Below are 18,820 nucleotides of genomic sequence, written 5' to 3'. Positions count from 1 at the left end.
CCTCGCGCGGGCCGAGGAAGCACGGCGCGCCATCGAGATGGTTTTGAAAGTGCACGCCCTCCTCGGTGATCTTGCGCAGCTTGGCCAGGGAGAAGACCTGAAAGCCCCCGGAGTCGGTGAGGATGGGACCATCCCAGTTCATGAAGCGATGCAGGCCGCCGAAGTGCTTCATCACCTCCATGCCCGGGCGGACGAAAAGGTGATAGGTATTGCCGAGAATGATCTGCGCGCCGACCTGGCGCAGTTCGGCGGGCGACACCGCCTTCACCGAGCCCTGCGTGCCCACGGGCATGAAGATGGGCGTCTCCACCACCCCGTGATTGGTGACGAGACGGCCGCGGCGGGCCTTGGTGGCAGTGTCGGTCTTAAGGAGCGTGAACATTGAAGGGCAAAGGATGAAGGATGAGGGATGAAGGAGGAAGATCGCTGCGGCCGGGGCGCGGACGATAGACCGGGCGGCACCGAATTCAAACTCTGCCGGTGGCCGGAGGATCTAGAACGGTTTGCTGCTATTCCAATGGATGCAGGAGCAGAAGATGAAGACGAGGAGATTGAAGACGATGCCGACGCATAGAATCAGGCCGAAGAGCACCCACTGCCCGGGCCGGTCGAAGCGGCGTTCGTAAGTGTGGGAGGCCCGGACGGCGCCAATCACGATGGGCAACCCGACAAAGAGCAGAATCAGCCCCGCCAGAATCCAGGAAGGTGCCACGTGCACGGTTCCGAAAACGAACTCGTAATCCCAATTGCCCGTTCCAAAGTCCGAGCGCTGACCGTGGAAAAAATTGACGAGCACAATGGCGCCCAGGCCGGCGAGGGGGAAGACGCAAGCAAGCGCTTCCAGAATGTGGAAAGCGACGGAACGCGCGGGAGGATGCGACTCGGCGTTCATGGGGTCCGGCCTTTATCCGCTCAATCGCTCAGTCCCGCCGTTTTCTCCCGATGCGCTTCCTCCTGGTCGATGAGCGAGAGGAAGACCTTCTCCAGCGCGCCGGTCTCGTGGGCTTGCGAGCGCAGTTCCTGCACGGTGCCGAGCGCGATCAGCTTGCCGTGGTGGATGATGCCGACACGGTCCGCCACTTCCTCCGCCACGCTGAGCTGGTGGGTGGAGAGAAACAGGGTCATGCCGGCCTCGGCGCGGGCGCGAAGTTCCTGCTTCACGATGCGCGCGTGCATGGGGTCGAGGCCGATCATGGGCTCATCGATGATGAAGACCTTGGGATCGTGCAACAGCGCCGAGGAGATGACCAGCCGCTGGCGCGTGCCGTGGGAGAGGTTCTCGGTCAGTTCATGCCGGTATTCGTCGAGGTGGAATTTCTCGAAGAGCTCATCCGCCTTTTGGGCGATGACTTTGCGGTCGAGACGGAAGATATCGCCGACGAACTGCATGAATTCCGAGGCCGTGAGCTTCTCGTAGAGGAAGGGAAAATCGGGCACGTAGGCGAGCAGCTCCTTGGCCTTGTTGGGCTCGCGCAGCATGTCGAACCCGCCGATGGTGATCTCGCCCTCCGTCGGCCGGAGCAGGCCGGTGAGCATCTTGATCGTGGTCGTCTTCCCGGCGGCGTTCGGGCCGAGAAAGGCAAAAAACTCCCCGGACGGGATTTCCAGGTCGAGCCCGTCCACCGCGGTCAGCGAGCCATAGTTCTTTTTGAGGCTGCGGACGGAGATCAAGGCAATCGAAGGTGGTTTGGGAAACGTGAAGAGCGGCGGAAGCCGATACAAGAGGGCAGCCTGAGCCGGTGGCAACGGAAAAATTGCCGGGCTTCGGTGTGGGGCTCAAACACCAGTGGCGTTTCGACTCGGGTAAACCGCTCCCGCCCGCAGCGCGAGCGCCGAAAAATCAAACCCCGGTAGGGAATCCGCGCCGCCGGTTACCACATTTGGGTGTGTGGAAAAGTGGCGGTGGCTCGCCAGTCCTGCGCGCGGAACTGCCCCGCTGGGTCGTCCCACCACCCACCACGCTCCCACACCACATGCGAGGGAACCCGGCGGCGCGGCTTCCCTACCGGGTTGGTTGCTCCGCGAGGGTGACCGTCGCGGAGCGACGTTTGCCAATTGTCTTGCCGCGATCCTGTCCCCGGGCTTTCCTTTTAAAGCTCCGCCTTCTGATTCTCTTTTCACTCGGTTCAATAGGCTGTTAGGCGGCTCAGAGAATCTCTCGTGAACAAAATCGTTTTCAACCTTTGCTTTTGCATCGCCGGATTCACTTTGTGTGCGTGCGGTTCTATCTCGACGCGTTCCGTCGTGGTAGTGTCGCCGACAGCTAGCGTTCTAACCGAAGCCCGGAGCCGCCGCTTCGACTACGCCGGGCATCTCCAGAGAGCACAGCAGCACGACCTTCACGCCCTTATCTCACTCGTAGAGTTCAGCACACAGACCGATGGTGAAGGAAGCATCGATCATGGTTCCATTCTTATACGGCTTCGATCACTGCTTGGACGCCGCACATTCAATGCTGCACTTGACCGTGCAACACCCAAAGCTCGAGCATCTGCTTTGTGTTCCATGCGTGTCGCTGCAGAACTCCAACGCCATGCGCTCGGAAACGCCTGACCATGCGCCCTACGAAAAGCGTGTTGCGGCCATTCTGCTCGAACTGGGTATTCCGGCATCCTATGGCTCCGATTCGGGTGTTCCGTTGCAACGGGAGGCGACCGACTTGCTCTCGGTGGGAGCCGACATCTATGGTCGAGACCAGCGGCTCACGCCGGAGGTGGCGGCGCGTTGGCAGGCGATGCAGGCGGCCGCGGCACAGCAGGGCGTGAGTTTGTTGCTGGTGTCCGCTTTTCGCAGCGTCGAGTACCAGCGGCAGATTTGGGAGCGCAAGCTGGCGGCCGGCGAGTCCGTCGCCCAGATTCTCCGGGTCAGCGCGCCGCCGGGTTACAGCGAGCATCACACGGGCCGAGCCATTGACCTCACGGCCTCGGGCTGCGACCCGCTTACCGAAGCGTTTGAGGGCACGCCGGAGTTTGCCTGGCTGGCCGCGCACGCCGGAACGTTTGATTTTTCGATGCCGTATTCGCGGGGCAACCGGTATGGTTTTATCTATGAGCCCTGGCATTGGTCCGCGAATGAAACCATTCTCGGCTCGTAGGACGTAAACCATGCGCTGCAGCAGATTGCGTCGGACCTTAACGGTTGCAATCGACACCCCTCGCAGCCGATGCCAAGATTGGAACCGTTAGGCGACTCGCCCACTATCCGTGAACGCCAAGAGACGATCGATCGGCATCCTCATTTCGGTCGCGACCGTAGCGACCATCGGGTGGTTTGTTGCTCAACACTTTCTCCAATGGAAATTGTCCAACGCCGCTTTTGCCGGTGATCTGGCCGTGGTCCGGCGCTGCGTCGCGATGGGCGTCGATATCGAGGCCACCCCCTCCCCGGAAGGGCTGCCGGCGATCACTGCCGCTGCCTACTCCGGTCATGAGGAGATTGTGCGGTTTCTTCTCGACCACGGTGCGAATCCCAACCGGCACGGCATGAGCAACCCATTGATCCTCGCTTGCTGGCGACGGCATCCGGCCGTGGTCAGGCTCCTGCTTGCGCGTGGAGCGGACCCCAATGCCCGCGGCGAAGGCACTCCTTTATCGGCTGCCGAATCCACCGAGCAAACTGAATTGGTCGCGCTTTTGCGCGCGTATGGTGCACATGAGTAACCCAATTTCGCCGAATCGTTAGGCGACTTCCACGCGTGATAACATGAACGATCCTTACTTTTTCCTCTGGGCGATTCTTTTCATCGTGGCCATTTCCGGGACCTTTGATCGCTGGCGGAAACCAGCCAGAGTCTGGATTTTGCTCTCAGAGAAGAAATTTTGGAGCGTCGTCGCCCGGGAGGAGCATCCGTTGGTCATTCTCACCACCCGAGGTTTTCTGCCCAAGCGCGTCTGTTTCCTCTATCCACACCACGGCGTTTTTTTCTTCACCTGGAGTCGGCCGGAGGAGCTTCCTAAAGGCGTCACTTTGGTGACGGTCGGGGAGGAACTCGCTTGATCACCTGTGGTAAATGTCAGGAGAAGTTTCGGGCGAACTATCAGCAGGGGTATCCGGGGCATTGCGACCCTCCTTCATCGCTGCTAGCATACGCCGTGTTGTTCGCAGTAATGGCGGTGGCGTGTGGAATGGTCGGTTTCTTTGTTTTCCACATTGTGATGTGGGCCATCGGTGGGGCATTTCTCGCGGGCGCGCTCTTGTCACTTCTCAATATCCCAGAGGCGCGTCAAGTATGCGAGCTGAGTGGAGGTGGAGTCTGCCCGTCTTGCGGACACAAGAACGAGGTGAGATGGAATTCTTAACGGCTATCCGTGCGCTGTCGCGAACGGCGTCCCCAAAACGATGACGATTCTATTCTGCGGATTTGTGGTGTTGATGGTGGCGGTCGTGATCGGGCTGAGTGCCCGTTATCTGGACCGCCGGTCTGCCTCCGTCTTCGCGGCGGGATTGCTCGTGTGGTTGCTTTACGTCGGCTGCATTGGGTACTTTGGCGTGATTCGCAATGTGACCATGCGTCCACCGGGGCCGGTCTTTCTCTTCCTTCCGGTCATCGCCTTGCTCGTGCTTTTCATCGTGCGGACGCGGTCGACCGCGGGAGCGCACCTCGCCCAGGCATTTCCGCTATGGATTCTGCTCGGGACGCAAGTCTTTCGCGTGGGCGTCGAACTATTCCTGCATCAACTCTGGCACGCTGGCCTCGTGCCGAAGATGCTGACCTTCTCCGGGGCGAACGTGGACATCTATGTAGGAGCTACGGCGCCCCTGATCGCGTGGGTCGCGACCCGAGGCGGGATGGGCAGGCGCGTCGCGCTGGTCTGGAATGGAGTCGGTCTGCTCATCCTGGCGAATATCGTGGCGCGCGCCGTGCTGACCGCTCCCGGGCCACTCCACTTGGTTCACACCGAAGTGCCGAACCTGATGATCGGCACCTTCCCCTTCATGTTCATCCCCGGATTCTTCGTGCCGCTGGCGGTGGTGCTGCACGTGCTCGCGATCCGCGCCGTGGGCGGGGCTATGAAGCGGGCCGCGCCGGCCTCATAGTTTCGCGCTCTCGCGTCCTTGCCGGGCACCCATAAATATGGTTCACTCTCTTCGATGAAGACGACACTCGAGATTCCAGAGCTGCTTTTCCGTAAAGCCAAGGCGGCCGCCGCTGCCCGGGGCCAGACGCTGAAACAACTGGTGAACGAAGCGTTGCGTGACAAGCTCGCCAAGCCGGAGAAAGAGGGTCAACCCGGCTGGATGAAGCATTTTGGGGCAATGAAAGAGCACTCGGCGGAATTGCGCCGGATCGATGCGGCGATCAACGACGAATTCGAGCGCATCGATCCCGAGGCTTGGAAATGATTCTCGATACCAACGCGCTCTCGGCCTTCTTCGAAGGAGATCCGCCTTTGAAAGCGATTGTCGCCAAGGCGGTAAAAATCAGTCTGCCCGTGATCGTCTTGGGCGAATACCGCTTTGGTCTGTTCGGGTCGCGTCTGCGTAAAGTCATCGAACCGGCACTCGATGGGTTACAGGCCATGGCGGATATTCTTCCGGTCGATGCGGAGACGGTTCTGCCCTATGCGAAGCTCTGCGACCAACTGAAGCGAGCCGGCACGCCGATCCCGTTCAACGATCTTTGGATTGCCGCGCTGTCTGTGCAGCATGGGTTGCCGATTGTCAGCCGAGACAAGCATTTCGATCTCGTACCGGGCATCCTCCGCGTGACTTGGTAGCCAGCTTCGGCGAGCCCATGATCACGGAGTTGGCGCGAGGTTCTTACGGCGTCGTGGCGTCGGGGGAGAGCGTGTAGCCGAGGAGGGTGTTGGCCTGCACGACGCGGCCGAGCTGGTCCACATGGAATTCGAGCAAGGTCTGCCCGTTGCTTTCCATCGTCACCAGGTAGGTGTCCATCCGCCCGCCGGGCACGACCAGGGTCGACTGGCGCGCCTTGATTTCCACCGATGGGGACACCTGCTTTTTATTGGAAATGGGTAGCAGCGAGGCGTCGATGCCGGCCTGCTCGAGGGCGGCGCGGGCGCCGCGTTCGTCGAGCGTGTAATCCTGCCGCTCGATCGTGCCGTTGCTGGCCCGCAATTCGTAGCGGGCGAGGTTTTTCTCCGGCAGGATGGTGATTTCCGACGTCAGGTCGGTGGGGGTGTGCGTGTCGACGGCCAGTTGAAATCGTTTGACGGTGAGCAGCCGGTCCATTTCCAGCCGGCCTCTCCACGCGATGCGCTCGCGCTTGCCTCCGGGGATGAGGATCTGGAGATCGCCCTGAAATTTCAGGTCGCGGCTTTGGCCGTCGTCGCGGAGCTCGGGGATGATGACCAGTTGACCGAGGCGCAGCTTGTCGCTGTAGATATTCAGCGTCGACGTCTGGTGGTGCATGAAGACCAGCTTCACCACATGGGCCGGCGGCACTTCGCGCAGGGTCGAGTCGCCGGGGCGCAATTCCTGATGCACCAGCAGTCCAGTCATCGCCAGCCAGAAGAGCACGATGAAAATGGCGACGGCGCGGTAAAACATGGAGGGCTATTTTCCTATTCTTTGCGGTGCTCGATCAGGGCGTAGGCGTTGTGGTTGTGGATCGACTCGAAATTCTCCGCCTCGACGCGGTACCACGTGATTTCGGGCACGGCGTTGGCGCGGGCGGCGATATTGCGGACAAGGTCTTCGACGAACACGGGGTTCTCATAAGCACGTTCCGTGACAGCTTTCTCATCCGGGCGCTTGAGCAGGCTGTAAAGTTCGCTGGAGGCGCTCTCCTCGACGAGGCGGATGAGGTCCTCGATCCAGAGCGGTTCGGTGAAGCGCACGGAAAACGTGACCTGCCCGCGCTGATTGTGGGCGCCATGGGCGCTGATCGCCTTCGAGCACGGGCACAGCGTGGTGACCGGCACGATGACGGTGAGGACGAAATCGACGATCCCCTTTTCCAAGGTGGCGGCGAAGCGCGCGGTGTAGTCCATCATGCCCGGGGAGCGGGTCACGGGGGCGTGCTTGGTGAGGAAAAACGGGAACTCGAAATCGACGTGCGCGGAGACGGAGTGGAGGCGCGTGGTCAATTCGCGCAGGATGGTGTGGATGTTGTCCACGTGCAGCTCGGGGCCGAATTCCGTGAGCACTTCCACGAAGCGGCTCATGTGCGTGCCCTTGAACTGGTGCGGCAGGTCGACCGTGAGCGTGGTGGTGGCGATGGTGTGCTGCACCTCGCGCGCCTTGTCGCGGATCTGCATGGGATAGCGCAGCGCCCGGATGCCGACGCGATCGATCGGGATGCGGCGTTCGTCGCGTTGCGCCTGGGTGTCGGTGAGAGGGGTGAGTTGCTTCATCGGCGCCGACTCCATAGCACAAACGGGCGCCGCGCGAAGAGGGAAAGACGGGGCGCGGTTCAAAGCTCCGGATGCTGGGCGAGCCTTTCCGCAAACTCCTCGCGCAGAGTTGGGACGGCGGCCAGGCGGGTGGCGATTTCCCGGCGCAGTTCGCCGCGCGTCCAGACGTCGGGCTCGGTGTCCATCCTCGTGAAGAGCCCTTCGATTTCTCCGAAAAGCTGCTCTTCCTGCCCGGGCCGGGGCCAGGGGCTGCCCGCGTGGACCGAATCGAGGGCCGCCTGGCACTCCTGGAAATGCCAGTGGGCGTGGCCATGGACGTGGAGCCACCGGGTGCACAGCAGCCCGCCGAGCGCACAGAACATCGCGGTGTAATTCCCCGTGATGCAGCCCACCATCCAGCCCAGCCAGGTGATGCCGATCGAGCAGACCAGCAGAGCCAGGTAGAAGAAGTACGCCATGCGCTCGAGGATCGGACGGGCGGCGGGCGGCAAACTCATAACACAATCGGATTCGCATCCATCATCGCTCAGGTTTTCTATTTCGCAAAAAGTTCGACAGTGTGTTTGCATTTGCCGCAATTCCCACGATGCGCGCCTACCTCGACCTTCTTTCCCTCGTTCTCGACCAAGGCCGCTTCAAGCCCGACCGCACGGGCACGGGCACGTACTCGGTCTTTGGCGCGCAGGCGCGCTTCGATCTTTCCGCCGGTTTTCCGCTGCTCACCACCAAGAAACTCCATCTCAAGTCCATCATCCACGAGCTTTTATGGTTCCTGGCCGGGGATACGAATGTGCGCTATCTCCAGGAAAATGGCGTTACCATCTGGAACGAATGGGCGGACGCCGAAGGCAACCTCGGCCGCGTCTACGGCGCGCAATGGCGCGATTGGCGCACGGCCGATGGCGGGCGCGTGGACCAGATCGACGACGTGATCGCGGCGATCAAAAAAAATCCCGATTCGCGCCGCCTCATCGTCTCCGCGTGGAATCCCGGAGAGGTTTCCTCCATGGCCCTGCCGCCCTGCCACGCCCTCTTCCAGTTCTTCGTGCTCGATGGCCGCCTGAGCTGCCAGCTCTATCAGCGCAGCGCCGACCTCTTCCTCGGCGTCCCCTTCAATATCGCCAGCTACGCGCTGCTCACCATGATGGTTGCGCAAGTCACCGGTCTCGCTCCCGGGGATTTCGTCCACACCTTCGGCGATCTGCACCTTTACGCGAACCATCTCGACCAGGCGCGCGAGCAACTCACCCGCACCCCGCGTGCCCTGCCGATGATGACGCTCAACCCGGCCATTCGCGACATCCACGGCTTTCGCTACGAAGACTTCACGCTCAGCGGCTACGATCCGTATCCAGCGATCAAGGCGCCGATCGCGGTCTAGGAGGCGCGTGGAATGTGATTTTCCGCAATGGAGCCCATGGAACCCATGGAGCCATGCACATTTTGCGGCGAGTCATGGCATACTTCCCCGCATGAATGCCGAGGACTTTCCACCACGCCCACCACCGTCAAGCCGCCTACTTCCCGTCGAATATGTTGGAATCAGGAAAGCAGGAAGTAGGAGCCAATGATTGGCGAACTGCAGATGATGCCAGGGCGGAGATGGGCGGCATAAACGCCCATGGTGCCATGGGGGCAAACCCCGGAGGCGGGCGGAGGTGGTTCGTCTGGTTCCTGATTGATCCCTCTTTGGAGACCGCTCGGCTAACCGCAATCCAGAGTAATCGTGCCTAATCGTATCTAATCGTGCCCCCATTTTTTCTCGTCTCCCCATCCCCCATCGCCCCACTCACCGATGCCAGCCATCGGGCTGGCCAAGGCGTTGGTCGGCAATCAAGCCGGATCAAGCCAAATCAAGGCGATCAAGGCGATCAAGGTGTGAGAAATTTAGCGGCATCACCGGAAACCCGCGGCGCGAGGTCGATGCAAATCAAGGACCCTTGGGCGAAGAAAGAGAGGCGGTTTTAAGGTGCCTTAAGCCCCGTTAAGCCGATTTAAGGTGCGCGTTTTTTTAAACACAGGCCTTGGGCATCAATGGAAGATCAAGAAACCCGATTATGATCGCGCGGTAGTCCCGGCGACGGCTATCCACTTTTCCAAAGATTCCTGTAACCCCCCGCGCCGCGTCCGTCAGGAACCTGCGTGAACACGATAATCTGTCCTACCTGCCAAGCTCCCATCCCCGCGAATGCGCCGGGTGGGTTCTGTCCCGCGTGCCTTCTCCGCGATGCGGAGGAGCCGGCGCCGGCCGGTCGCACCGCTCCGTCGCTGGAAGCGGTGGCGGCGGCTTTTCCATCGCTGGAAGTGCAGGCGCTCATCGGGCAGGGTGGGATGGGCTTTGTCTATCGAGTGCGGCAACCTTCGCTCGATCGCAGGGTCGCGTTGAAAATCCTCTCGCCCGAGCTGGGGCGCGATCCGGCCTTTGCCGAGCGCTTCGCCCGCGAGGCGCGGGTGCTGGGCAAGCTGAACCATCCGAATATCGTCACCGTCTTCGAGCATGGGGAAAGCGGTGGATTCTTCTATCTGTTCATGGAGTACGTGGATGGCGTGAACCTTCGCCAGGCGATGCGCGCCGGCCGCTTCACACCGCCGCAGGCGCTCGCGGTCGTCCCGGGCATCTGCGACGCGCTTCAGGCGGCGCACGCGCAGGGCGTGTGGCATCGCGACATCAAGCCCGAGAACATCCTGCTCGATGCGCAGGGCCGGGTGAAAATCGCCGACTTCGGCATCGCGCGCATCGTCGGCGACCCGGGGCGCGACTTCACGCTCACCGCCACCGGAGCGGCGCTGGGCAGCGCGGCTTACATGGCCCCCGAACAGCACGAAAAGCCGCACGATGTGGATCACCGCGCGGACATCTACAGCCTCGGCGTTGTCATTTACGAAATGCTCACCGGCGAACTCCCGCTGGGCCGTTTCCCCGCGCCGAGCGAGCGCGCGGCAGTGGGTGCGCGGATCGATGAGATCGTCTTGCAGACGTTGGAAAAAGAGCGCGCCCTCCGGCAGCAAAGCGCGGGGGAGGTGAAGACGCAGGTCGAGACGCTCGGGGGCAAGGCGGGTGCCTCGGTCACGGCGTCCGCGCCGGTCGAAAACAGCGGGCTTCCCGACGTGCGCCGGATGGTCGCGGCGCCCGCGATCGGCCTCATGGTCGCTTCGTCGCTGAACGTACTGCTCTACGGCGCGTGGATGTGCTTCCTCCTGTTCTTCGTCGGCTGGGAGGCCACACCCGAAGGAGATGTGGCGCACTACACCAGCCCGCACTGGTCGCTTTCCCTCACGTCCCATCCGGCGATGGACATGCATCCGGCTTTGTTCTGGATCGGGCCGGTGCTCGGTCTCTCGCTGCTCACCTTCATCGGCGCGTGGCGGATGCGCCGGTTGCGCGGTCACCGTGGGGCGATGGTCGGGGCCATTCTCGGCATCATTACTCCACCGGGCATGTTTATCGGTGTGATCTTCGGCATCTGGGCGCTCGTCGTCCTGACGCGCCGCGAGGTGAAGTCCGCTTTTGGCCTCGTGCCCGGCGACGTGCGGCGCCGCGTTACCGTACCGGCCGCAGGCTTGATGCTGGCCGCATCCCTTAATCTGCTGCTGCTCGGAAAGGTCCTGTATTTGACCGTGTTTGTGGCCCGCTGGAAAAACTCGCCGACGGAAGATGTGGCGAGCCTTTCCAGTCCGGGACTTTCCTTTCACCTCGCGACGCAACCGGGTACCGGCGTGCATCCGGCTTTGCTCACGGTCGTGCCCCTGGTCCTCATTCTCGCCATCGTTCCGGCGCTGGCTTTCCTCGGCGCCTGGCGGATGCGGCAACTGCGCAGCTATCGTCTGGCGGTGGTGGCCGCGATCTTTGGCCTGCTCACGCCGCCGGGCCTGTTTATCGGTTTGATCTTTGGGATCTGGGGCATCGCCGTCCTGGTCGGTCGCGAAGTGCGTGTGGCCTTCGACGGCGGCGCACGCCGCTCGATGCGCAGCGGGTTTCTCCTGGCCGCGGGCGTGGCCTGCGGGGTCTTGCTGCTCATCGGTGCGTGGTCTTTTGGCCTGAGGCATTTGCACCGCCAAGCCACCGATTTTAGTTACGACTTCAAAAGCGAGGGCAGGTCTTTTAATTGGGAGGGACACTCGACCGGCACTTCCGCGTTCCCATCACCAACCATGCCCGGGTCAAACCTGCCACCAACCGCCAAACCTCCCGCGAGCGTTCCTCCCGAATCCGCGCCGAAACAAGATTGAGCTCCGCCCCACGAATTCCTGCCGGTCCGCCCGCCGATTCCGCCTTTCACCCCACTCGCTGGACGCTCGTGCTCCGGGCGTCCGGCGCAGGCGTGGAGGCGCAAGCGGCCCTCTCGGATTTGTGTGCGGCCTACTACGCGCCGGTGGTCGCTTTTCTGCGCCGCGAGGGACGCGATGAGGATGCGGCGCGCGAGGCGGCACACGCGTTCTTCGCTGGCCTGCTCGCGGGCGGGGTGGGTGCGCCGGAGCCGGAGCGCGGACGGTTTCGCAGCTACTTGCTCGGGGCACTGAAACATCACCTCGGCAGGCAGCGCGCGGCCTCGGTGGCGGGGAAACGCGGCGGCGGCGCCGAGCACGTCCCGCTCGCCACGGAGACCGATACCTCGCCCGGCCTGCCGCAGCCCGCGGCCCTCGACGATACCCTCGCCTTCGATCGCGAGTGGGCCTTCACGCTCATCGCCCGCGCCCTCGCCGCGCTGGAGGCCGAATACACGGAAAAGGCGTCCACTTTTACCACGCTGAAACCATGGCTCGACGGTGGCGCGAACTGCTCGCAGGCCGAAGCGGCGCAGGTGCTCGGCCTATCCGGGACGGCGGTAAAAGTGACCATCCACCGCCTGCGCGTGCGCTTCCGCGAACTCATCCGCGCCGAAATCGCCGCCACAGTAAATGATTCGACGGATGTCGCGGATGAACTCCGGCATCTCATCGCCATTGCGAGCAGCGACCTGGGTTAGAGAAGAGTTGAGAGTTGCGAGTGGATAGTGGATAGCCATCGCTGGTCCAGCCGTGCGGAAGAGCGAATACGCGGCTATCAACAATCCACTCTCCACTCTCCACTTCCCCCTTGATCGCCATCGCCGCCATGTCGCTCAATCGCGTCATCGGACGCGAGAACAAGATCCCCTGGCATTTGCCGGAGGATTTCAAGTGGTTCAAGAAACTGACCACCGGGCATTTCGTGCTCATGGGGCGGAAGACCTTTGAGAGCCTGGGGCGGCCGCTGCCGAATCGCACGAACATCGTCGTGACCCGCGCGCCATTGAAGCTCGCCCGTGACCCGCAATTCAAGGCGACGTTTGGCCCGGCCCGCATCGGCCATTGGAAAGCGCGCCTCGGGCGACCCTATCAACTGGGCTTCGAGCGCTTCACCGCCCGCGACGTGTGGCTGGTGCGCGACCCCCGCAAGCTCGCCGCCGCGTTTGCAACCGCGCGGCCGAACCGCGAACTCTTCGTCATCGGCGGCGCGCAGATTTACGCGCAGCTCCTCGAGCGCTGCACCGACCTCTATCTCAGCGTGGTGCAGCGCGAGGTGGAAGGGGATGCGTATTTTCCGGAGTTCGAGGACCGCTGGCGGCTGCACGATATCCCGCTGCGCACGGCGGATTTTGAGGTGAAGCACTACCGGCGGATTGACGTGTAAATCGGTGCAATCTTGTCTGCGCGGCGGATTTGCGCTTCAGTTGCGCCACATCATGAAGACGGTGATTCTTGCATTCCTGGTCCTGGTTTGGAGCGTGAGCGCGTTCGCTCAAGGGACGGACCAGCAGTGGCAGGCCAAGGCGATCGAGAAATACCCCGCGCTGGCGGTCAAGGACTCGGATTTCAACAAGCGCTTCATCGCGGAATATAATAAGCGCCACAGTGCGAATGCGCCGTTGCTCAAGGATCCACGGTGGCCGCTCCTCCTCGCGGACGAACTCGCGGCGATACCGGCGCCAGCCTCCAAGTCTGTTCGAGCGCCCGCACCGACTCCTGGCGCCAAGGCCTCGGAAAATGCCTTATCCGGGTGGTGGACTGACCTTTCGGACGATGGCCGGTTCTTCTTCCAACTGCTGGGCTTTCTTTTCGGTGTGGTCGTGATCGCCATCGTGCTGGAGAACATCGCGCGCCGCTGGCGGTGGCGCCGGATGCGTGCGGATTGCGGCAAGTACCTCGCGCTGGCCCAAGAGAGCGGCGACCTTCCCATCGTGGCGACAAATGTCCTGCTGCCGCGCGGAGAGATCCCTTTTTATTGCGCCGCTTCCGCTCTTTTCGAGACGAGAACCGTGGTCCATCACCGGCCTGGTTACATTTGGCACGCCACGAGTCACCTGTATCTGAGTTTCCCGGGGCGATCCTACGGCCGCGACCGCATGACGAAGATCGACACCGGAACCCTCACCGTGACCAACAGGCGGCTGATCTACGATGGAACAGGCAATGACCGCGTGATCCAGATCGACGAGATTATCGCGGTGAAGTGCGGGCGGGATGCCGTGGAAATCAGCGTCGAGAATCGCGACCGGAGCATGATCTTCGCCGCCGCGAATCCGCTGATCCTGCACGGGATCATCCGCTACGTGGCCTACGTGCGTGCCTCGTCGGATTCATTCGCTTGAAGCGGGCCGAGATCCTTCCGCCATTTGCGCTCGGCTCGCTTTGCTGCTAAAGGGCAGCGCATGTTTCTCTCCGTCTGGCTCGGGGCTACGTTGTCGCTCTTTGATGGCTCTCCCAAAACGCCTCCGCATCCGCAGCCGGATCGCAACCCCGTCCTTCTCATTCACGGCATCGCCGATTCGGAGCGCAATATGCAATGGCTCGCGCATTATCTGCGGAACGAAGGTTGGGAGGTGCACACGCTGAGCCTGAAGCCGCGGTGGGCGCAGAAAGGCCTCGAACCGCTGGCCCAGCAGATCGACGCCTACGCGCGCGAGCAATTTGGCACGCGCCGTTTCGATCTCGTGGGCTTTAGCATGGGTGGCCTCGTGAGCCGCTATTACGTGCAGCGGCTGGGCGGCCTCGAGCGGGTGGATCACCTCGTCACCTTGTCCGCCCCGCACAACGGCACGATCCTCGCCCGGCTCATCCCCAATCGCGGCTGTCGGGAGATGCGCCCGAACAGCGCCTTTCTCCAGGATCTCGCCACCGACGCGGACCGGCTCGAGACGTTGAAGTTCACCTCGCTCTACACCCCGCTCGATCTCGTCATCATCCCGCAGCGCAGCTCGGAAATGCCACAGGCGAACAACATCCGGATGTCCGTCATGGCGCATCCACTGATGATCTTCGACCGCCGCTGCATGCGTGTCGTGGCCGACGCGTTGCGCTCGTAGGGATTAACTGACGAGCGGCAAGAGCCTTCCGAGCAATTCGCTGATCTTCACGCGCTCCTGCGAGCCGTCGTCGCGGTGACGCAGCGTGACGGTGTCTTTCAACTCGTCACCCTTTTCACCGAGCGTATCGAAATCGATCGTGAGGCAGAAGGGCGTGCCCGCTTCGTCCTGCCGGGCATAGCGTTTGCCGATTGCTCCGCCTTCGTCGTAGAAGCAGTTCAGGTGACGCCGGAGCAACTCGAATACCTCGCGCGCTTTCGCAACGAGCTCGGGTTTGTTCTTCAGTAGTGGGAAGACGCCGACTTTCACCGGCGCAACACGCGGATGAAAACTCAGCACAGTGCGTCTCTCGGGCTTGCCGTTGACGTCGAGCTTGTCTTCCTCGTGGTATGCAGCCGCAAGAACGGCCAGGGCAAGCCGATCCAGACCAGCCGAAGGCTCAATGACGTGCGGCACATAGAAACCCTTGAATAGTTTCTGGCACCATTCGTCGACTTGCGCGTCGCTCAAGCCGCCCTTTTCCTTGGCGCGGTGCTCGGACTTTTTGCGTTCGACCAGCGCGGCGCGCTGCTCGTCCGTCCATTTGGCAAAGGCGTTCTTCACTTCCTCGTCGAAGACTTCCTGCGGCTTCTTGCTGGCGTTCTGGTGCGCCGTGAGATCGAAGTCGCCGCGCGCGGCAATTCCTTCGAGTTCCTCGGTGCCGAAGGGGAATTTGAAAAGGATGTCCACGCAGGCTCGGGCGTAGTGGGCGAGTTCCTCTTTCGTCTGCCAATGGTAATCGAGCACGTCCGCGCCGAGGCCGATGCTCGCATAGTAAGCAGTGCGCTGTTGGACCCAATAGCGGTGCCACAGTTCCCAGCCCCAGTTGTCTTTCGGCTCGAAAAGGTCGGAGCTTTCGTTCCACGACGCGACACTGCCGCACACCGCCTCGATCGCTTCGTCGGGCTTGATGAAAAACTCCAGTTCCATCTGCTCGAACTCGCGCGAGCGGAAGGTGAAATTGCGCGGCGTGACCTCGTTGCGAAACGCCTTGCCGATCTGGCAAATGCCGAAGGGCACTTTCTGGCGCGAGGAATCCACGACGTTCTTGAACTGCGCGAAGATCGCCTGCGCGGTCTCGGGGCGCAGATAAGCTTTGTCCGCCTCCGTCGCGGTCGCGCCGACGTAGGTGGAAAACATCAAATTGAATGGCTTCGGCTCGGTAAGCTGGGCGCCGTTTTCCGGATTAAACGAGCGGGTGTTCTCCACCTTCTCCGTGGTCTCACCGAGCAATTCGGGATTGGTGAGGCCGCGCAGGGTATAGAACTGGGCGGCGACTTTGCGGGCGCTTTCCGCCGGCTTGCCCACTGCGAGCAGCGCGGCGAAGGCATCTTCGGAAGTCTTGCCCGTTTCGTCCTTCGCGCCGGTCCACTTATAGACCACGCCGGATTGCAACTCGACGTGATCGGAGCGAAAGCGCTTCTTGGTCACCAAACAGTCGCTCATCGGGTCGCTAAAGGTATCCACGTGGCCCGAGGCCTTCCAGATGGCCGGGTGCATGATGATCGTGGCGTCGAGGCCCACGACGTCTTCCCGGTCGCGGGTCATGGCGCGCCACCAAGTGTCGCGCAGGTTGCGCTTCAGTTCCGCGCCGAGAGGGCCGTAATCCCAGAAGCCGTTGATGCCGCCGTAGATTTCCGAACTTTGGAAAATGAAACCGCGCCGTTTCGCGAGCGAAACGATCTTTTCCATCTGCGGGATTTCTTTGGGCTGGCTCATAAGGGAGGGCGAAAGTGCTCGCGGCCCCGGCAACTCTCAAGTCGAAAGTCGGGGGATAAGGGTTTCTGGTTTCTGGTTGTGAGTTCCGCGCGGTGCCCAGTCCCCGCAGTAGAAAACCAGGAACTAGAAACCAGAAACCAGAAACCGCCCCCGAGGAGCTAATATTCCATCGCGTCGCGGCGTGTCCTGTGTATCGTCTCCTCACTTCGTCATGGCCCAGTACGAATCTTTCCAATCCAACGCGGCGGAATTCCCAATCATGCGCAAATGGCTGCTGCGTGCGCTGGTCATTTCGCTGCTCATCCATGCGGCGCTGCTGCTCTTCTTCAATTTCAAGAAGCTCGAAAATTTCGGCAACTCGGACACCGCGCAGCTCGCGCCGCCGATGCACGTGATGCGGCAGGTGAAGATTCCCGAGTTGCAAGACCAGGACACCAAGCTGGTGCTGCCCGACAAGGTGCAGCCGAAGCAAATCGCCCTGCCCAAGGATGCGCCGACGCTGGAGGACGTCATCGTGACGCCGGCGGCGCCGGAGGCCACCGCGCCGCTGGTGCAGGAAAAGCCCAAGGTCGATCTGAGCGGTTTTGAGTCGCTCGAGAAAAATCAGGGAAATTCCCTGGCCGCGCTGGAGAAGCAATTGAGCGGGGTGGCGGGCTCGATCATGGACAAGAGTATGAGGTCGGCTACTCAGCCGAGGATCGTGCTTCCGGCCAATCCGAGGTTGGGGGATGGCGGATCGGGCAGCAGCGGTGGCATCCCGGGCCGCGCTACTTTGGACGATGCGCTCGGCAAGGTGGGCGGTCCGATCGCCAACCGGGCGATCGCCATGCGCGGCGGCGCGCTTTTCGAGTGGGGTAAAGCGGAGCTTTTGCCCAACGCGATCCAGGATTTGCAAAAGCTTGGCCAGCTCATCAAGCGCAACCCGAAGGCGACTTTCATCATCAGCGGCCATACGGACCACACCGGCACGCATGACACCAATCTCATCCTCAGCCAGCAGCGCGCGGATTCGGTGCGCGACTGGCTGGTGGCCAATCTGGGCCTCGATCCCATGCGCATCACCTCGGTCGGCAAGGCGGACGATGAGGCTTTCCCCGATCTCGGCCCGGACAAAAGCATCGATGAACAGGCGCCCAATCGGCGCGTCGAGATCGTGATCAGGACGCACGGGAAGTGATCGCTTCGCGGAAGGAGATCCGTGAGGCGGATGTGGCGTCGCATTACAACGAACTGGATCGTTTTTATCGCGATATCTGGGGCGACCACGTGCACCATGGGCTGTGGTTGCGCGGCGACGAGACGAGGGAGCAGGCGGTGCGGCAATTGGCAGAGCTGGTGGCCCGCGAAGCGGCGGTCGGCAAGGGCATGCGGGTGATGGATATCGGCTGCGGCTACGGCGCGACCGCGCAATTGATCGCGGATGAATTTGGCGCGGCAGTGACGGGTATTACGATTTCCGAGGCGCAGCATGTGATCGCGCAGGCGCGAACGGGAGGGAAGGGAAATCCCACCTATTTGCTCGCCGACTGGCTTACCAATACGCTGCCGGAGGAGTCGTTCGATGCGGCGATCGCCATCGAAAGCTCCGAGCACATGGACAAGCCGGGATTCTTCGCCCAAGCGCGGCGGGTCTTGCGGCCCGGCGGGCGGCTGGTGGTGAATGCCTGGCTGGCGTGCGAAGCCCCGACCGCGAACCAGGAGCGCTGGTTGATCGAGCCCATTTGCCGCGAAGGCCGCATGCCGCATCTCGGCACGGAAAGCGACTACCGCCAGCTCGCGGCCGACGCGGGATTCGCCGTCGAGCGCTTTCAGGACGTGACCCGGCAAATCGCCCGCACCTGGCCGATGATCGTGCGCGTGTTCCTCGTGAATCTGCTGCGCAAGCCGGCGTACCTCCGCTTCATCCTCGATCCGAAATCGCAGAACGCGATCTTCGGCCTGACCATCGTGCGCCTCTGGATCGCGTTCCGCACGGGCGCGATGCGCTACGGAGTGTTCACGCTGACGAAGCAATAGCCTGCGTCAGGCGTGACAAGCCGCCGCGCGTCTCGCAAAATCCCCCGATGCTTTTTCCACTGCCGGCCCGCCTGAATCGTTCGCGACATGAGTGAGGTCGTGCCCGGGGGCGAGACGCGGGGACGGACTATGGTGGCCTTGGGACTTTGGTCGATCCTCCTTTTCGTCGCCGTGTTGCTCGTCGATACGCGGCACAATCAATTCGCTTACTTCTACCATCCGGACGAAGCGGTGAAGGTCGAGCAGGTGCGCACCGGGAATTGGAACTACCATCACCCAATGCTGCTGCTCACGGTGACGAAGCTGGTGGTGAACGTGAGTGGTGTGCCGCTGCAGGAACAGCGCATCGTCGAGGTGGGGCGATGGGTTTCCGCGTCGTTTACCGCGCTGGCGGTCGTAGGGCTT

22 protein-coding genes are annotated in these 18,820 nt (G+C 62.0%); 15 read left to right on the top strand and 7 right to left on the bottom strand.

Annotation, left to right across the window (positions count from 1 at the left end):
- From ABJF10_RS17680 to ABJF10_RS17670, 3 genes are all read right to left on the bottom strand, one after another.
- A partial coding sequence (locus tag ABJF10_RS17680; protein ID WP_348545918.1) for a tRNA guanosine(34) transglycosylase Tgt occupies nt 1-382 on the bottom strand: 382 nt, incomplete at its 3' end.
- A 111-nt stretch (nt 383-493) separates the two neighbouring features.
- Entirely contained in the window at nt 494-892 is a 399-nt protein-coding gene (locus ABJF10_RS17675; RefSeq protein ID WP_348545917.1) for a hypothetical protein, read from the bottom strand.
- A 20-nt stretch (nt 893-912) separates the two neighbouring features.
- Entirely contained in the window at nt 913-1,671 is a 759-nt protein-coding gene (locus tag ABJF10_RS17670) for an ABC transporter ATP-binding protein (RefSeq protein WP_348545916.1), read from the bottom strand.
- A gap of 709 nt (nt 1,672-2,380) precedes the next feature.
- Between ABJF10_RS17670 and ABJF10_RS17665 the strand changes: the two genes are divergently transcribed.
- From ABJF10_RS17665 to ABJF10_RS17640, 6 genes are all read left to right on the top strand, one after another.
- The gene (locus tag ABJF10_RS17665; RefSeq protein WP_348545915.1) at nt 2,381-3,094 is read left to right on the top strand and encodes a M15 family metallopeptidase; all 714 of its coding nucleotides are present in this window, start codon (nt 2,381-2,383) and stop codon (nt 3,092-3,094) included.
- A 109-nt stretch (nt 3,095-3,203) separates the two neighbouring features.
- On the top strand, nt 3,204-3,659 hold the full coding sequence (locus tag ABJF10_RS17660) for an ankyrin repeat domain-containing protein (protein ID WP_348545914.1): 456 nt from the start codon (nt 3,204-3,206) through the stop codon (nt 3,657-3,659).
- A gap of 43 nt (nt 3,660-3,702) precedes the next feature.
- A complete protein-coding gene (locus tag ABJF10_RS17655) occupies nt 3,703-3,996 on the top strand; it encodes a hypothetical protein (RefSeq protein WP_348545913.1) in 294 nt (97 codons plus the stop codon).
- Between the two features lie 342 nt (nt 3,997-4,338).
- Nucleotides 4,339-5,037, top strand: a complete 699-nt coding sequence (locus ABJF10_RS17650; protein WP_348545912.1) for a hypothetical protein — start codon at nt 4,339-4,341, stop codon at nt 5,035-5,037.
- Between the two features lie 54 nt (nt 5,038-5,091).
- Nucleotides 5,092-5,343, top strand: a complete 252-nt coding sequence (locus tag ABJF10_RS17645) for a hypothetical protein (RefSeq protein WP_348545911.1) — start codon at nt 5,092-5,094, stop codon at nt 5,341-5,343.
- Complete coding sequence (locus tag ABJF10_RS17640) at nt 5,340-5,717, top strand: type II toxin-antitoxin system VapC family toxin (RefSeq protein WP_348545910.1); 378 nt, start codon at nt 5,340-5,342, stop codon at nt 5,715-5,717. Before ABJF10_RS17645 ends, ABJF10_RS17640 begins: the two co-directional genes overlap by 4 nt.
- Nucleotides 5,718-5,760: 43 nt before the next feature.
- On the opposite strand, the gene ABJF10_RS17635 is transcribed toward ABJF10_RS17640, so the two are convergent.
- Genes ABJF10_RS17635 through ABJF10_RS17625 form a run of 3 tightly spaced genes read right to left on the bottom strand, consistent with a single transcriptional unit; the run spans nt 5,761 to nt 7,813 of the window.
- A complete protein-coding gene (locus ABJF10_RS17635) occupies nt 5,761-6,510 on the bottom strand; it encodes a hypothetical protein (RefSeq protein WP_348545909.1) in 750 nt (249 codons plus the stop codon).
- Between the two features lie 14 nt (nt 6,511-6,524).
- Complete coding sequence (gene folE2 / locus ABJF10_RS17630; protein WP_348545908.1) at nt 6,525-7,316, bottom strand: GTP cyclohydrolase FolE2; 792 nt, start codon at nt 7,314-7,316, stop codon at nt 6,525-6,527.
- A 59-nt stretch (nt 7,317-7,375) separates the two neighbouring features.
- The gene (locus ABJF10_RS17625; RefSeq protein WP_348545907.1) at nt 7,376-7,813 is read right to left on the bottom strand and encodes a hypothetical protein; all 438 of its coding nucleotides are present in this window, start codon (nt 7,811-7,813) and stop codon (nt 7,376-7,378) included.
- A gap of 89 nt (nt 7,814-7,902) precedes the next feature.
- Here ABJF10_RS17625 and ABJF10_RS17620 point away from each other — a divergent pair, with 89 nt between their 5' ends.
- From ABJF10_RS17620 to ABJF10_RS17595, 6 genes are all read left to right on the top strand, one after another.
- Nucleotides 7,903-8,697: a thymidylate synthase gene (locus ABJF10_RS17620; RefSeq protein ID WP_348545906.1), complete on the top strand. Its 795-nt coding sequence runs from the start codon at nt 7,903-7,905 to the stop codon at nt 8,695-8,697.
- A 761-nt stretch (nt 8,698-9,458) separates the two neighbouring features.
- Nucleotides 9,459-11,546 carry a protein kinase gene (locus ABJF10_RS17615; RefSeq protein WP_348545905.1) on the top strand — a complete coding sequence of 696 codons (2,088 nt, stop codon included), beginning with the start codon at nt 9,459-9,461 and terminating at the stop codon, nt 11,544-11,546.
- A complete protein-coding gene (locus ABJF10_RS17610; RefSeq protein WP_348545904.1) occupies nt 11,543-12,283 on the top strand; it encodes a sigma-70 family RNA polymerase sigma factor in 741 nt (246 codons plus the stop codon). The genes ABJF10_RS17615 and ABJF10_RS17610 overlap by 4 nt, the downstream gene beginning before the upstream one ends.
- A gap of 110 nt (nt 12,284-12,393) precedes the next feature.
- Nucleotides 12,394-12,969, top strand: coding sequence for a dihydrofolate reductase (locus ABJF10_RS17605; protein ID WP_348545903.1), 576 nt, complete (start codon nt 12,394-12,396; stop codon nt 12,967-12,969).
- Between the two features lie 52 nt (nt 12,970-13,021).
- A complete protein-coding gene (locus ABJF10_RS17600; RefSeq protein ID WP_348545902.1) occupies nt 13,022-13,927 on the top strand; it encodes a hypothetical protein in 906 nt (301 codons plus the stop codon).
- A 60-nt stretch (nt 13,928-13,987) separates the two neighbouring features.
- Nucleotides 13,988-14,641: an alpha/beta fold hydrolase gene (locus ABJF10_RS17595; protein WP_348545901.1), complete on the top strand. Its 654-nt coding sequence runs from the start codon at nt 13,988-13,990 to the stop codon at nt 14,639-14,641.
- A gap of 3 nt (nt 14,642-14,644) precedes the next feature.
- Here the strand turns inward: ABJF10_RS17595 and ABJF10_RS17590 are convergent, their stop codons facing one another.
- Nucleotides 14,645-16,399 (bottom strand): glycine--tRNA ligase, encoded by a 1,755-nt coding sequence (locus ABJF10_RS17590; protein ID WP_348545900.1) that lies wholly within the window; start codon nt 16,397-16,399, stop codon nt 14,645-14,647.
- A 211-nt stretch (nt 16,400-16,610) separates the two neighbouring features.
- Here ABJF10_RS17590 and ABJF10_RS17585 point away from each other — a divergent pair, with 211 nt between their 5' ends.
- From ABJF10_RS17585 to ABJF10_RS17575, 3 genes are all read left to right on the top strand, one after another.
- Nucleotides 16,611-17,576 carry an OmpA family protein gene (locus ABJF10_RS17585; protein ID WP_348545899.1) on the top strand — a complete coding sequence of 322 codons (966 nt, stop codon included), beginning with the start codon at nt 16,611-16,613 and terminating at the stop codon, nt 17,574-17,576.
- A complete protein-coding gene (locus ABJF10_RS17580) occupies nt 17,573-18,415 on the top strand; it encodes a class I SAM-dependent methyltransferase (RefSeq protein WP_348545898.1) in 843 nt (280 codons plus the stop codon). The genes ABJF10_RS17585 and ABJF10_RS17580 overlap by 4 nt, the downstream gene beginning before the upstream one ends.
- Before the next feature lie 87 nt (nt 18,416-18,502).
- A partial coding sequence (locus ABJF10_RS17575) for a hypothetical protein (protein ID WP_348545897.1) occupies nt 18,503-18,820 on the top strand: 318 nt, incomplete at its 3' end.

The organism is Chthoniobacter sp., from assembly GCF_040003245.1.
Classification (GTDB): domain Bacteria; phylum Verrucomicrobiota; class Verrucomicrobiia; order Chthoniobacterales; family Chthoniobacteraceae; genus Chthoniobacter.
The sequence above is the reverse complement of the archived record's forward strand: the minus strand, read 5'-3'. Positions and strand labels throughout refer to the sequence as shown.

Bases quoted from the DNA above. Each gene is read 5' to 3' on its own strand.
- ABJF10_RS17595 (WP_348545901.1), top strand. From the start codon at position 13,988: ATGTTTCTCTCCGTCTGGCTCGGGGCTACGTTGTCGCTCTTTGATGGC.
- ABJF10_RS17650 (WP_348545912.1), top strand. From the start codon at position 4,339: ATGACGATTCTATTCTGCGGATTTGTGGTGTTGATGGTGGCGGTCGTG.
- ABJF10_RS17625 (WP_348545907.1), bottom strand. From the start codon at position 7,813: ATGAGTTTGCCGCCCGCCGCCCGTCCGATCCTCGAGCGCATGGCGTAC.
- ABJF10_RS17590 (WP_348545900.1), bottom strand. From the start codon at position 16,399: ATGAGCCAGCCCAAAGAAATCCCGCAGATGGAAAAGATCGTTTCGCTC.
- ABJF10_RS17645 (WP_348545911.1), top strand. From the start codon at position 5,092: ATGAAGACGACACTCGAGATTCCAGAGCTGCTTTTCCGTAAAGCCAAG.
- ABJF10_RS17675 (WP_348545917.1), bottom strand. From the start codon at position 892: ATGAACGCCGAGTCGCATCCTCCCGCGCGTTCCGTCGCTTTCCACATT.
- ABJF10_RS17600 (WP_348545902.1), top strand. From the start codon at position 13,022: ATGAAGACGGTGATTCTTGCATTCCTGGTCCTGGTTTGGAGCGTGAGC.
- ABJF10_RS17640 (WP_348545910.1), top strand. From the start codon at position 5,340: ATGATTCTCGATACCAACGCGCTCTCGGCCTTCTTCGAAGGAGATCCG.
- folE2 (WP_348545908.1), bottom strand. From the start codon at position 7,316: ATGAAGCAACTCACCCCTCTCACCGACACCCAGGCGCAACGCGACGAA.
- ABJF10_RS17620 (WP_348545906.1), top strand. From the start codon at position 7,903: ATGCGCGCCTACCTCGACCTTCTTTCCCTCGTTCTCGACCAAGGCCGC.
- ABJF10_RS17665 (WP_348545915.1), top strand. From the start codon at position 2,381: ATGGTGAAGGAAGCATCGATCATGGTTCCATTCTTATACGGCTTCGAT.
- ABJF10_RS17585 (WP_348545899.1), top strand. From the start codon at position 16,611: ATGGCCCAGTACGAATCTTTCCAATCCAACGCGGCGGAATTCCCAATC.
- ABJF10_RS17655 (WP_348545913.1), top strand. From the start codon at position 3,703: ATGAACGATCCTTACTTTTTCCTCTGGGCGATTCTTTTCATCGTGGCC.
- ABJF10_RS17635 (WP_348545909.1), bottom strand. From the start codon at position 6,510: ATGTTTTACCGCGCCGTCGCCATTTTCATCGTGCTCTTCTGGCTGGCG.